At 64.1% G+C, this 13,195-nt stretch carries 14 protein-coding genes; 6 read left to right on the top strand and 8 right to left on the bottom strand.

Annotation, left to right across the window (positions count from 1 at the left end):
- Positions 1–9: 9 nt before the first annotated feature.
- On the bottom strand, positions 10–1,482 hold the full coding sequence (locus FXB40_RS06260) for an aldehyde dehydrogenase family protein (protein ID WP_148771331.1): 1,473 nt from the start codon (positions 1,480–1,482) through the stop codon (positions 10–12).
- 193 nt (positions 1,483–1,675) lie between these two features.
- On the opposite strand from FXB40_RS06260, the gene FXB40_RS06265 reads away from it, so the two are divergent.
- Complete coding sequence (locus FXB40_RS06265) at positions 1,676–2,683, top strand: helix-turn-helix domain-containing protein (protein ID WP_187436693.1); 1,008 nt, start codon at positions 1,676–1,678, stop codon at positions 2,681–2,683.
- Here the strand turns inward: FXB40_RS06265 and FXB40_RS06270 are convergent, their stop codons facing one another.
- The 4 genes from FXB40_RS06270 to FXB40_RS49010 all read right to left on the bottom strand — a co-directional run bounded on the left by FXB40_RS06270 (position 2,684) and on the right by FXB40_RS49010 (position 5,951).
- Complete coding sequence (locus tag FXB40_RS06270) at positions 2,684–3,064, bottom strand: DUF779 domain-containing protein (RefSeq protein ID WP_148771333.1); 381 nt, start codon at positions 3,062–3,064, stop codon at positions 2,684–2,686.
- Between the two features lie 68 nt (positions 3,065–3,132).
- Positions 3,133–4,653, bottom strand: a complete 1,521-nt coding sequence (adh, locus tag FXB40_RS06275) for an aldehyde dehydrogenase (RefSeq protein WP_148771334.1) — start codon at positions 4,651–4,653, stop codon at positions 3,133–3,135.
- A 290-nt stretch (positions 4,654–4,943) separates the two neighbouring features.
- Positions 4,944–5,270: a hypothetical protein gene (locus tag FXB40_RS49005; protein ID WP_246207419.1), complete on the bottom strand. Its 327-nt coding sequence runs from the start codon at positions 5,268–5,270 to the stop codon at positions 4,944–4,946.
- Between the two features lie 225 nt (positions 5,271–5,495).
- Complete coding sequence (locus FXB40_RS49010) at positions 5,496–5,951, bottom strand: SMP-30/gluconolactonase/LRE family protein (protein ID WP_246207420.1); 456 nt, start codon at positions 5,949–5,951, stop codon at positions 5,496–5,498.
- A 179-nt stretch (positions 5,952–6,130) separates the two neighbouring features.
- Between FXB40_RS49010 and FXB40_RS06285 the strand changes: the two genes are divergently transcribed.
- From FXB40_RS06285 to FXB40_RS06295, 3 genes are all read left to right on the top strand, one after another.
- Complete coding sequence (locus tag FXB40_RS06285; protein WP_148771335.1) at positions 6,131–6,364, top strand: hypothetical protein; 234 nt, start codon at positions 6,131–6,133, stop codon at positions 6,362–6,364.
- A 215-nt stretch (positions 6,365–6,579) separates the two neighbouring features.
- The gene (locus FXB40_RS06290; RefSeq protein WP_148771336.1) at positions 6,580–7,224 is read left to right on the top strand and encodes a substrate-binding domain-containing protein; all 645 of its coding nucleotides are present in this window, start codon (positions 6,580–6,582) and stop codon (positions 7,222–7,224) included.
- A 13-nt stretch (positions 7,225–7,237) separates the two neighbouring features.
- Positions 7,238–8,995, top strand: coding sequence for a cytochrome c biogenesis protein DipZ (locus tag FXB40_RS06295; RefSeq protein ID WP_148771337.1), 1,758 nt, complete (start codon positions 7,238–7,240; stop codon positions 8,993–8,995).
- Here the strand turns inward: FXB40_RS06295 and FXB40_RS06300 are convergent.
- Genes FXB40_RS06300 through FXB40_RS06310 form a run of 3 tightly spaced genes read right to left on the bottom strand, consistent with a single transcriptional unit; the run spans position 8,982 to position 11,029 of the window.
- Entirely contained in the window at positions 8,982–9,770 is a 789-nt protein-coding gene (locus tag FXB40_RS06300) for a COG4705 family protein (RefSeq protein ID WP_148771338.1), read from the bottom strand. The two genes, FXB40_RS06295 and FXB40_RS06300, sit on opposite strands and share 14 nt — an antisense overlap.
- A gap of 18 nt (positions 9,771–9,788) precedes the next feature.
- A complete protein-coding gene (locus tag FXB40_RS06305) occupies positions 9,789–10,187 on the bottom strand; it encodes a hypothetical protein (protein ID WP_430646712.1) in 399 nt (132 codons plus the stop codon).
- Positions 10,188–10,246: 59 nt separating this feature from the next.
- Complete coding sequence (locus tag FXB40_RS06310) at positions 10,247–11,029, bottom strand: COG4705 family protein (protein ID WP_210352130.1); 783 nt, start codon at positions 11,027–11,029, stop codon at positions 10,247–10,249.
- Positions 11,030–11,222: 193 nt separating this feature from the next.
- On the opposite strand from FXB40_RS06310, the gene FXB40_RS06315 reads away from it, so the two are divergent.
- Both FXB40_RS06315 and FXB40_RS06320 read left to right on the top strand, forming a co-directional pair.
- Entirely contained in the window at positions 11,223–11,885 is a 663-nt protein-coding gene (locus FXB40_RS06315) for a response regulator transcription factor (protein ID WP_148771339.1), read from the top strand.
- On the top strand, positions 11,882–13,192 hold the full coding sequence (locus tag FXB40_RS06320) for an ATP-binding protein (RefSeq protein WP_187436694.1): 1,311 nt from the start codon (positions 11,882–11,884) through the stop codon (positions 13,190–13,192). Before FXB40_RS06315 ends, FXB40_RS06320 begins: the two co-directional genes overlap by 4 nt.
- The last annotated feature ends 3 nt before the right edge of the window (positions 13,193–13,195 follow it).

Genomic DNA, 13,195 nt, shown 5'->3' on the forward strand with positions numbered 1-13,195 from the left:
ATCAAACGTTCACATCGGGAAGGCGCGCTGGCCCCGCTGCACCGTGATCCACTTGAGCTCGGTCATCTCCTCCATCGAGAACCGGCCGCCCTCGCGACCGAAGCCGCTGTTCTTGACGCCGCCGAACGGCGCGTGCGGTTCGTCCGACACGGTGCAGTCGTTGAGGTGGACCATCCCGGAATCCAGGCCAAACGCGAGATCGAGCGCCTTCTGCATATCGTTGGTGATGACGCCAGCCGACAGGCCGTAGTCCGTGTTGTTGGCGATTTCGAGCGCTTCCTCGGCGCTCTTGATCTTGATGATCGACGTCACCGGACCAAAGCTCTCCTCGTGGAAGATGCGCATATCAGGCGTGATGCCGCTCAGCACGGTCGGCCAGTAATACTGATCCTTGTGCGTGGCGCCGCAGAGCAGCTTTGCGCCCTTGGCGACGGCATCCTCGACGTGACCGTCGATCACGGCGCATTGGGTGCCGCGGATCAGCGGGCCGATCACCGTGTCGGGCTCGCGGGGATCGCCAACCTTCAGGCTCTTGGCCACCGCCGTAAAGCGCTCGCAGAAGGCGTCGAAGATCGGCTCCTCGACCAGGATGCGCGAGTTGGCCATGCAGACCTGGCCCTGGTGGAAGAAGATGCCGAAGGCAGCCGCCTTCACCGCATAGTCGATGTCGGCGTCGCCGAGCACGATCAGCGGGCTCTTGCCGCCCATTTCCAGCGTGAAGCGCTTGAGCGTCTTGGCGGCTTCCACCGCGAGATGCCGGCCGGTCTGGGTCGAGCCGGTGAAGGTGATCATGCGCACGCGCGGATCGGCGAAGATGGTGGCGCCGATTTCGGAGGCCGGGCCGGGGATGACGTTGAGCAGGCCCTTCGGCAATCCGGCTTCGTCGAACACTTCGGCGATCTTCAGGCCCGTGACCGGCGTGAGCTCTGAGGGCTTGAGCACAAAGCCGTTGCCGGCGGCGAGCGCCATCACGACCTTCTTCATCGCGAGCAGAAACGGCGCGTTGAACGGGGCGATGCCGGCGATGACGCCGAGCGGCTGCCGCACGGTGAAGCCGAACTGGCCGGGCGCGGTCAGCGGCATGGTCTCGCCGGGCGAACGCCGCATCTCGGCCGCGGCCGTCCGCAGCAGGTCGAAGCAGTAGCCGACCTCGAAGCCGGACTTGCCGGCGATGGAGCCGGATTCGGCGATCAGGACGTCGGTGATCTCCTGGGCCTTGGCGGCGAGCACGTCGGCTGCCTTGAAGAACACCGCCTCGCGCGCGCTGACGGGCAGGCCGGCCCAGGCCTTGTAGGCGCCGTGCGCCGCCGAAATCGCGCGTTCGGTCTCGGCCTTGCCGGCCTGCTGGACGCGGGCGAACAGCTCGCCGGTCGCCGGGTTCATGCTGTCGGTGGACTCGTTGCGCAGCGATCGGGTCCACTCGCCGTCGATGTAGAGATTGTAGTGCGGCGTTCCGTTGACGATCTCGAACGATTTGCTCATGCGATCCTCCAGGAGATACCCAAATGGGATGCTCAAAAATTCGGCGGTCACGATGCTGCATCGCGCAGGTGGCCGTTGTCTTGACAGGAGCGCGGACAGAGTTGGCCGAAACGCAGGTCCCGCGTCGACAACGAACCGGGGCTGTGATTTGCTGTCGCCGCCTCAATCATCCGGCTGTCGCCGGGGAGGGGATGTGGTCGGAGCCGTCGCGATAGCTCGAAGCGCCCTCAGCACCAGCTCGGTGCCGGGGCCGGATCGTCTCGCGTTCTGGCACGACGTCGTGTGCCGAACCATTGCCGGGATCGAGGCGAAAGCGCTGCTCGACGGCAGGCCTTATGCGGGCTCGATCCGCACCCAATCCATTCCCTTGGCGCACCTGCCGAACTTCGACCTGATCGAGGTCGAGGCCGACCCTCAGCTCGTCACGCGGACGCGGCAATTGATCGATCGGAGCGAATGCGCCTGGCTGTTGATGATCCAGGAGGAGGGCATCTGCGAGATCGCACAAGGGGACCGCCGGACGACACTTGAACCCGGCGACATTGGGCTGCTGGACACATCTCGGCCGTATCAGGTGATGTTTCCGCAAGCCTTCCGGCAAAGCATCTTGCGGATGCCGGAGCCGCTGTTCCGCGATATCGCGCCGCGTGGAAACGATCTTGCCGGCCTCGCGCTTCCGGGCCGCCAGCCTTTGACGGCGATTGCGCGCCAGAACCTGCTTTCGTTCGAACGCTGCGCCGGCATGATCGAGCCCGCGTTCCTGCCGGCCGTGGCCAATTGCGCGATCGATCATCTGTCGCTGGCGATGCGTGCGACGTTGCGTGGCGATCGTGCGCGTCGAGCGATCGTGCCGGACCACGTCGTTCGCGCCGACGCCTGGATCACGCGCAACCTGCACGATGCCGAGTTGTCGGTCGAAGACGTCGCGCGATCAGTCGGGCTCTCTCCGGGCCATTTGCAGCAGCTGTTTCGCTCCGCCACGGGGCTGACGGTGGCCGACGCCATCCGCGACCGCCGGCTTGCGAACTGCCGCAAGGCGCTGGCGGATCCGAGCCTCAGCGACCAGAGCATCACCGAGATCGCGTTCCGCTGGGGCTTCTCGGAGTCGAGCAGCTTTAGTCGGGCGTTCCGCCGCGCCTTCGGCGTCAGCCCGCGGCAGTTTCGCAACGAGTGCCGCGCCATCCTTCCGCGCTTGTCGTGATCACGCCGCCCGCGCCGGCGGCCCTGCGGCTTCCAGTTCCGCCACTTCCTCATCGGCAAAGACGCGGCTGCGGGTGAGAAACCGCACGCCCTCGGGCGCCTCGGCCGAGAAGCCCGAGCCGCGGCCGGGCACGACGTCGATAATGAGCTGGGTGTGTTGCCAGTACTCGAATTGCGCAGCGCCGATATAGAACTCGCAATCCGCGATCTTGCCGAGCAGCACATCCTGCGGGCCGACTCGGAAATCGCCGACCGGATAGCACATCGGCGCCGAGCCGTCGCAGCAGCCGCCGGACTGGTGGAACATCAGCGCGCCGTGCTGGGTCTTGAGGCGCGCGATGATCTCCGCTGCCTTCGGCGTGATCTCGACCCGATTGACCATGATAAGCTTCCTGCAAACAAAAGGCGGCGCAGGTGCGTTGAACCGCACCTGCGCCAGGCGGCGACCGATCAGAAGAAGCCGAGCGCCTTGGTCGAGTAGCTGACCAGGACGTTCTTGGTCTGCTGGTAGTGATCCAGCATCATCTTGTGGTTCTCACGCCCGATGCCGGACGCCTTGTAGCCGCCGAACGCCGCATGCGCGGGATAGGCGTGATAGCAATTGGTCCAGACGCGGCCGGCCTGGATGGCACGGCCGAACCGGTAGGCGCGGTTGCCGTTGCGGGTCCAGACGCCGGCTCCGAGGCCGTACAGCGTGTCATTGGCGATCGACAACGCGTCTTCCTCGTTCTTGAACTTGGCGACCGATACGACCGGCCCAAAGATCTCCTCCTGGAATACCCGCATCTTGTTGTGGCCTTCAAAGATCGTCGGCTCGACGTAATAGCCATCGGCGAGCTCGCCTTCCATCTTCGCGCGCTTGCCGCCAGTGAGCACTTTCGCGCCTTCCTGCTTGCCGATGTCGAGATAGGACAGGATCTTTTCGAGCTGGTCGTTGGAGGCCTGCGCGCCGATCATGGTGGAGGCATCGAGCGGGTGGCCCTGCTTGATCTTCTTGGTGCGGGCCACCGCCTTCTCCATGAACTTGTCGTAGATCGATTCCTGCACCAGCACGCGGCTCGGACAGGTGCAGACCTCACCCTGGTTGAGCGCGAACATCGCAAAGCCTTCGAGCGCCTTGTCGAGGAAGTCGTCGTCATGTTCGGCGACGTCGGCGAAGAAGATGTTCGGCGACTTGCCGCCGAGCTCCAGCGTCACGGGAATGAGATTGTCGGACGCATATTGCATGATCATGCGGCCCGTCGTGGTCTCGCCGGTGAAAGCGATCTTGGCGATCCGCTTGTTCTGGGCCAGCGGCTTGCCGGCCTCGATGCCAAAACCGTTGACGACGTTGATGACGCCAGGCGGCAGGATGTCTGCGATCAGCTCCATCACCGCGAGGATGCCAAGCGGGGTCTGTTCGGCCGGCTTGAGCACGACGCAATTGCCGGCGGCAAGGGCAGGAGCGAGCTTCCACGTCGCCATCAGGATCGGGAAGTTCCAGGGAATGATCTGGCCGACCACGCCGAGCGGCTCGTGATAGTGATAGGCGACGGTGTCGTGGTCGATCTCGGAGATGCCGCCTTCCTGGGCGCGCACGACGCTGGCGAAATAACGCCAGTGGTCGACCACCAGCGGCATGTCGGCATGCGTGGTCTCGCGGATCGGCTTGCCGTTGTCGAAGGTCTCGATCAGCGCCAGCAGGTCAAGATTGGACTCGAGCTTATCGGCGATCTTGTTCAGGATGCGCGAGCGCTCCTGCACCGAGGTCTTGCCCCAGGCGTCCTTGGCCTTGTGTGCGGCATCGAGTGCCAGCTCGATGTCGGCGGCGGTGGAGCGGGGAACCGAGCAGAGCTTCTTGCCGGTGATGGGGCTCGGATTGTCAAAATACCTGCCTTCAACGGGAGCAACCCATTTGCCGCCGATAAAATTGTCGTAGTGTTCGCGGATCAGCAGTGTTTTCGAAACCTGGTCGAGCGCTTGCTGGAACATGGCATTTCCTCCGTGGATTGATCGGCGTTCTCTGCGCCTTGAGCTATGCGGTCTCGCACATCGTCGATCGGGCGCTCCGATTGCGGCGGAGCACCACGGCGCAAAGTCGGCCGGGCCGAAGCGTTTGCCGCTTCAGCAACGAGGGGAGATTTTGGATCATCCCGGCGAAACCGCGCGAACTCTGCGCTCGGCGGGATGGTTCGTCAACGCTATATGCGATCAAATATGACGTGCTGCCGCGCGGTATGAACGCGCAGCGCCATTTGCTGCGCTGCGCGTTCGGGAACGCGTCACTTCGGCAGTGCGATGGGCTTCAGCGTGAACGGGCCGGGGTCCTTGGCTTTGTTCTCGCCGACGAGGTAGGACAGCTTTGCTTCTGCAACCCAGCCGGTATCGCCGACCTGGGCAACCGAGGCTGGCTCGGCGAGGCCCTCCTTGATCACCTCGATCCGCGCCTCGTCGCCGCTGACCGTGATCTTGTCGAGACGGCCGGCGCCCTCTATCAGAAGGAAGCCGTTGCCGAATGCGCGTAGCGAGTCCGCGTGGTCGAGCGCGCTGGACGGCTTCAGCTCGGTGATGGCGCCGGCCTTGCCGTCCTTGACGGCGATCCGGAACAATTTTCCAGGGATGAAGGTCGTCGCATAGAGATTGCCGTCGGAACCGACGGCAATGCCGTCGAGGCCGACGCCGTCCTTGGCTGGTGCCAGCGCCGCATCCGTCGCCCAGACCTCGAGCGCGGTCGCGCCGGGCTTGAGGCTGTAGACATAAGGCGCGAAGGAGTCGCTGATGTAAGCGGTTCCGTCACCGCCGACCGCGATGTCGTTGCAGAATGACTTCTCGTCCTAGAGCGCGAAGCTGCCTTTGGGCGCGCCCGTGCGCAAGTCGAACGTTTTCAGAAACGCGCCCTTGTCGCTGCCCGGGCTGGGAAGGCCGAGACCCGCGAGATTGTTCGAGCAAGCATAGAGCGTACCGCTCTTCTCGTCGGCCAGCACCCCGAGTGTCGAGCCGCTGCCATTGGCGCCGGGCGAGATGAAGGCGTCGACCTTGCCGGTCGGCGTGATCCGCGTCACCCCGCCATGGTTGAAGCTGCCGACATAGAGCGCGCCGTCACTGGTTGCCGTCACGCTCTCGGGAAAGCTCTTGTCGGGCACGTTGATCGGAGTAGGGCTCTGTGCTTGGGCAAGCCCTGCGGTCAATACGCAGGAGGCGAGGATAGCAGCGGCCGCACCGAAGGCGCGACCGGTCGTGAGCGTTTCTCCCTGCCTGCGCGAGCGCAAGGCATTGTCGTATTTTTTCATGATTGCGATTCCTGACGAATAAGAAGGGACTATTCTTCAGAGGCGAGCTTTGTCGGCCGTTTTGTCGCGTGCAGCTGGCGGATCCTTTTGCTCCTCCCCGGTCCGCCTTGCCCCGTTCGATATATACCAGTAAATATAGCGATACGAAGGCCGCCGGCCGGAATCGAAGAGGACCCACGATGTCCCGTCACGTTGCGCCGATGGGCGACGACAACCGCAGCGTCGAGGCGCCGCGCAGGTGCTTGAGTTGCAACGGGATGATCGCAGGCCTCGCCGATCAGGACCTCGGCATCGGCCTCGACATCAGGCTCGGTCTGGTTTCGGACGAATGTGCGCTGATCTGCAACGCGTGCACCGCAAAATTGATCGAGACGGGGCCTCCGGCCGGAAGGCCCGTCAAGCGGCGACGGTAGCGTCGGGAGCCGGCGGCTGGGCTCGGCGGCTCGCGATAGAAGAGATAGGCTGGCATCCATGAGACAACCGCTTTCCATCATTTCCGTGTTGATCCTCGCGATCAGTGTTTCGGCGGCTCGCGCCGAGCCAGCCCGCGTCTATGCCGCCGGCAGTCTGGTTGCTCCGCTGAAACAGGCGATCAAGGCCGCAGGCCTCGACGCCTCGCAAGTCGCCGATCCCGTCTTCGGGCCGTCAGGCGGATTGCGCGAGCGGATCGAGAAGGGCCGCCGATCTTTTTCTGTCGGCCGACACAGCGCATCCGCGCAGGCTGGCGGCCGAGCGGCCTCAGGCCTTGATGATCCCGTTCGCGCGCAACAATCTCTGCCTGTTCAGCCGCGAGGCGGTGGGGCTGACCGAGGCCAATGCGCTGGAGACGATGCTGGACCCCAAGATGCGCCTGGCGACATCGACGCCGGTCGTCGATCCCGGCGGTGACTATGCGTTTGCGGTGTTCAAGCGGGCGGAGAAGGTCCGCGCCGGCGCTGAGGCCGTGCTCAGCCAGAAGGCCCTGAAACTGATCGGAGGCCCGGGCGCCATCAAGCCGCTTGAGGGGCACTCGCCGGCCGCCAGCATCTTCCTTGCCGACAAGGCCCATCTCCTGCTGGTCTATTGCAGCGGTCAGCAGCAGACCTTGCGCGAGGTTTCCGGCTTGAAGGTGTCACGCCTGCCGCCGGAGATCGATGTTGTCGCAACCTATGGACTGGTGCAGCTCACGGACCATCCGGCCGCTGCGCGCCTTGCGCTGTTCCTGTTGTCGGACAAGGGGCAAGACATCCTGGCCGAAAACGGTCTTGTGAAGATCGACCCAATCGAGCGGTGATAAGAGCGGGCTCATGATCCTCTATCTGCTGGCCTATCTCGGTGGCGTCCTGACCATCGTGAGCCCGTGCATCCTCCCGGTTATTCCCTTCGTGCTGGCGCGCGCCGATCGGCCGTTCTTGCGGAACGGGCTGCCGATGTTGATCGGCATGTCGCTCGCGTTTGCCGTCGTCGCGACGTTGGCCTCTGTCGCGGGTGGCTGGGTCGTCTCGGCCAATCAGTACGGGCGCGGCGCCGCGCTGATTCTGCTGGCCTTGTTCGGCCTGACATTGGTGTTTCCGGAATTGGCCGATCGCCTGATGCGGCCGCTGGTGGCGGTCGGCGCGCGGATGTCGCAGTCGGCCAGTGAGCCGGGCGAGGACAGTCTTGTCGCCCCTTTCGTGCTCGGAATTGCGACCGGCTTTCTCTGGGCGCCCTGTGCGGGTCCGGTGCTGGGCCTGATCCTGACCGGCGCCGCGCTTCAGGGCGCCAACGCCGGAACCGCGCTGCTGCTTCTGGTCTATGCGGCGGGCGCTGCGACCTCGCTGGCGCTGGCTTTGCTGGTCGGCGGCCGCGTCTTCGCGGCGATGAAGCGCTCGATCGGTGCCGGTGAATGGATCAGGCGCGGCGTCGGCGTGGCCGTACTTGCCGCTGTCGTCGCCATCTCGCTCGGCCTCGATACCGGCTTCCTCACCAACCTCTCGGTTGGCAGCACAACGTCGCTGGAGCAGGCGCTGCTCGACAAATTGCATCCGAACGCGAAGACCGCGATGACGGGATCGTCGATGCAGGCCAAGCCGGTCGGCGAGAATGCGTCGGATCTGCTCATGGTCGAGGATCTCGATCCCAAGCTCGCCGGTGCGCAGGAGTGGCTGAACTCGCCGCCGCTGAGCTTCGAGGAGCTGAAGGGCAAGGTGGTCCTAGTAGACTTCTGGACCTATTCCTGCATCAACTGCCTGCGCTCGATCCCCTATGTCCGCGCCTGGGCGGAGAAGTATCGCGATCGCGGTCTCGTGGTGATCGGCGTGCACGCGCCCGAATTCGCGTTCGAGCGTAACGTCGACAACATCAAGAATGCGATTGCGACGCTCAAGATCAATTATCCCGTCGCCGTCGACAACGACTACAAGATCTGGCGCTCCTTCGAGAACCAGTATTGGCCGGCACATTACTTCATCGATGCCAATGGGAAAGTTCGTCACCATCACTTTGGTGAAGGCGAGTACGCGGAGTCCGAGCGCGTCATCCAGACACTGCTTGCTGAAGCTGGAAACAAGAACGTCCCGTCCGACATCGTTGCCGTGAAGGCATCGGGCGCGGAGGCGGCGGCCTCGGAAGGCTCTGACGTCAAATCGCCCGAGACTTATGTCGGCTATGATCGCAGCGAAAACTTCGTCTCACCCGGCGGCGTGGCGAAGGATGAGAGCCACGTCTATGCCGCGGGTGAGCCGCAGCTCAACGACTGGTCACTCACCGGCAACTGGACCGTCGGTGCCGAGCGCGCGCAACTCAACGCGCCTGACGGCAGCATCGTCTATCGTTTCCATGCCCGCGACCTGCATCTGGTGCTCGGTCCCGCGACCGAAGGCGCCAGCATCCGCTTCCGCATCACCATCGACGGCAAGCCGCCCGGTAGCGCGCATGGCATGGACGCGGATGCCGACGGCAATGGTGTGGTGACGACGCAGCGGCTCTATCAGCTCGTCCGCACGCCGGACACGGTCGCCGACCACACCTTCGAGATTCGCTTTCTCGATCCCGGCGTGCAGGCCTACGCCTTTACGTTCGGCTGAGCGAGTGGGCGCCGGGATGCTGTCCTGCGCGTTGCGGGATCAGCAGGAGGCAGACCACCATGAACGCCGCGATTACGGCCGAGGCCAGTGGTCGGCTCAGGGCAAGTCCGCCATGGTCGAGCGGCTTGTCGAGGAAGTCGCCGACGGTCGCGCCCAGCGGTCGCGTCAGGATGAAGGCGGCCCAGAACAACGTGACGCGTGAGACGCGCGTCCAGAAATAAAGTGCGGCGATGACGGCCAATCCTGCAGCGAAGATCAGCGCGCCGCCGCGATAGCCCATGTCGCCGGTATCTGCGATCCAGTCGCCGAGCGCGGTGCCAAGTGTCTGCGAAAACGTGATTGCGCCCCAATAGAAGGCCTCGACGCGCGGCGTGCTGACGCTGTTGACCGAGATCGTTCCCTCGGCGCGATACCAGAGGCCGAGCACCAGCACGAGGCAGGTGAGGAGGAGCGTCGAGCCGCCGGTGTATCCAATGCCAAGTGAACGATCGGCGAAGTCGGCCATCGTGGTGCCGAAGGTGGTCGAGGCCACGATGGTCGCCCAGTACAGCGTTGGATTGAACTTGCGCGCTTGGATTTGTGCGGCGACCAGGACGATCATCGCCGCCAGGAACAGGAACGTGCCGGCGAGATAACCCCAGTTCAGCGTCATCGTGACGGTGTCGCCGCCGGTCTCGCCCAGCGTCGTGGCGGCGATCTTGATGATCCAGAAGCCGAGCGTCACTTCCGGGACCTTGCTTTCGCTGACGAGGTCGCTCTTTGCGTAATCTTGCATGGTGTCCTCGTTGCTGCCTCAGGCCTTCGCGACGCTATCCATGATCGCGAGCAGATCGGTGATCGCCTGCTTGCATTTTGCGGCATCCGGCGTGCCCGCACGCAGCGCCTCCAGCGCGCGGTCGATCGCCTTGTCGACCGTGTGCCAGTCGGCCGCCGCGCGCGGCTTCAATCCGGCTTCGGCCTCATCCCATTTGGTCTCGAGGTCCTTGATCCTTGTCCTGGCGCCGGGAAGGTCGCCCTTGTCGACCAGCGCGGCGACATCGACGACAATGCTGCGGAATGGCGTGAGGTCGCCAAGCTTTGCGGTCGCGGCTTCCGCGAGCGGCACGAAGGTGATGTGCTGACTTGCATGCATGTTTGGTTCGCCGGAGAAGGTCGTCACGAGGCAAACGGCAAGGGCGGGGATGAGTTTCATCGGTCTCTCCTGGTGTGGCTCCTGCGTCCATGCAGGATGCGTTGAAGCTGTGGTTGAAGTTACTGCGCCGGATCTGCGCGGCGCCTGCCGTCGCCCTCGAATGTCACCCAGGCGACGAGGCCGACGATCACGGTCAGGAAGACGATGCTGGTCTGGATCGTGCCGAGGCCCATGCCGCCATACTCGCGCGACTGCGACAGCAGATCGCCGAGTGAGGCGCCGAGCGGGCGGGTGAGGATGTAGGCGAGCCAGAAGGTCAGGACGGGATTTGCGCCGAAATTATAGGCCGTCATCACCGCAGCGATCAGCATACCAAAGGCCGCGACGCCGAGCTGGAAGCCGAGACCGAGTGCTTCGGTGGCGAGATCGCCTGCGGCCGTGCCGAGCGCGAAGGTGAACAGGATCGCCGTCCAGTAGAACAGCTCGCGCCGTGTTGTGACGATGCTGTGGATCGACAGCGTGCGCTCGACGCCGTACCAGACCGCAAAGGTCACCGCGAGCGCGCAGGCGAACGCGGCCGTGCTGACATAGAGGCTGATCTCGAGCTTGTCGGTCAGGAGATCCGTGAGCTGTGTGCCGACGATGCTGACGAGAACGACCGTGAGCCAATAGACCCAGGGCACATAGACCTGGCGGCTCAGTTGCGTGAGGAGTGCGGCAATCAGCAGACCGGTCATGCAGATCGCGGTTACGCTCGCGCCGAGGCCGACATGTACCGCAAGATAGTCGGCGCCGGTCTCGCCGACCGTGGTCGAGAGGATCTTGATGACCCAGAAGATCGCGGTGACCTCTGGAACCTTGTTCAGCATCTGCCTTGCGCCAAAGCCTGAATATTGCGACATGCCCAAATCTCCCAACGCCGAAACGATGTCGGACCGTCGCGCAGGCGACTTAGGTCCGGCTTAGCGATCGGAAATTTCCAGGCAGGGCGGTCTTCGCCGCAATTTGGGCCAGCTGGGGCTTCCTAACTCTGCGCTAAGTCGGGACCACCATGATTTTGACGGCCGAATGGCCGGCAGTTTTGAGGATCGCGCTTTGCGAGTGTTGCTGATTGAGGACGACAGGATGGTTGGAGCGGCCGTCGAGCAGGCGCTGAAGGATGCCGCCTATGCCGTCGACTGGGTCAGAGACGGCGAGACCGCGCTGCTTGCCGTGGCAAGTGAATCCTACGAGGTGCTGCTGCTCGATCTCGGTCTGCCGAATACCGATGGTCGCGATATTCTGCGGCGGTTGCGTGCTGACGGCCGCAAGTTTCCTATCATCATCGTGACCGCGCGCGATGCGCTCGACGACAGGATCGAGGGGCTCGATCTCGGCGCGGACGACTACCTGGTCAAGCCGTTCGAGATCCGTGAGCTGCTGGCGCGGATGCGCGCCGTGACGCGCCGAGAGGGCAGCGGTGCGCCTGCCGTGCTTGGCAACGGCAAGCTCAGTCTCGATCCCGCGACCCGCGAGGCCTCGCTGCATGGCCAGACGACCATTCTGACCGCGCGCGAGTTCGCGCTGCTCCAGGCCTTGCTGACGCGGCCCGGTACCATCCTGTCGCGGAGCGAACTCGAGCGGCAGCTTTACGGCTGGAACGAGGAGGTCGAAAGCAATGCGGTCGAATTCCTGATCCACAGCATCCGAAGGAAGCTCGGCACGGAGGCGATCCGTAACGTGCGCGGCATGGGATGGATGGTGGATCGCGCGCCATGATCAAGTCGCTGCGCGGCCGGCTGTTCATCAGCTTGACGACGGTTGTCGTGTTGACTGGCCTTGTCGGAGGCGTGTTTGCGCACCGGTGGGCATTCGACGAAGCCATCGAGACGCAGGACTCCGTCCTGATCCAGATCGCGGGTCTCGTTCAGAGCGGTGGTCTCACGGGAACTCAAGACCTCCATGGGGTCGATGAGGACGCCGAAGTCTGGCTAATGGAATTGGGCAAGACGCCACAAGGCACGCCCGAGGAGCGTCAGTTGTGGCGGCTTCAGGACGGGATGCGGGACGCAACGCGAAAGGGAAGGCCGGTTCGCGTGGTGCTGCGGACGCGGTCCGACGGCAGCCGCTTTGCGGTGGCGCAGAGCACGGGTGTTCGTGATGAGATCGCGGGCGACATGGCGTTCCGCACCGTGCTTCCGATCGCAGCGCTCATCCCCTGCCTGATGCTGGTGATCGCCTTCGTCATCGCGAGATCGCTGCGCCCGATGGTGCGTCTGGCAGACGAACTCGATGCCAGGCCCGCGGATGACATGACGGCGCTCCCGCTTCACGACCTCCCGAGCGAACTCAACCCGTTCGTATCCTCGATTAACGGCCTGTTGCGCCGCGTGCACGACATGATGGAGCAGCAGCGCAGGTTCATCGCCGATGCTGCGCACGAACTGCGGACGCCGTTGACGGCACTGAGCCTGCAGGCCGAGAATCTCGATCAGGTCGACCTGCCGCCTGCGGCACGCGAACGCCTTGCGGTACTTCGGCAGGGTATGCGCCGCAGCAAGCATCTTCTGGAGCAGTTGCTGGCCCTGGCACGGCATGACGCAACGCCCTCCGATCGCGCCCAATGGGAGGTCGTGGAGCTTGATCGTACGGCGAGAGGGGTGATTGCCGATCTGTTGCGGGAGGCGATCAGACGTGGCGTAGATCTCGGCTTCGCACGAGCCGAGCCTGTACCGGTGCGCGGTGAGCCCGTCATGCTCAGCGCCATGATCCGTAATCTCATCGACAACGCGCTCCGGTTCGTGCCGGAAGGTGGCAGGATCGATGTGGCGATCTACCAGGACGGTGCGACCTGTATGCTGCAAATCGAGGACACCGGGCCCGGTGTTTCCGCCGACGAGATCGACCGGATCTTTGAGCCGTTCTTCCGAGGGCAGCGACCGGAAGGTGAGGGTGTGGGACTGGGCCTCGCGATCGTGAAGCGGATCGTCGATCGGCTGGGCGGGTCGATTGAAGCCGTAAACATGACGGAGGCCGGGCGAACCGGCCTGCGCGTCGTCGTCAAATTGCCCGCGGCGACCGTCTGACCC

It is taken from the genome of Bradyrhizobium rifense (assembly GCF_008123425.1).
In the GTDB taxonomy this organism is placed as follows: Bacteria; Pseudomonadota; Alphaproteobacteria; order Rhizobiales; family Xanthobacteraceae; genus Bradyrhizobium; species Bradyrhizobium rifense.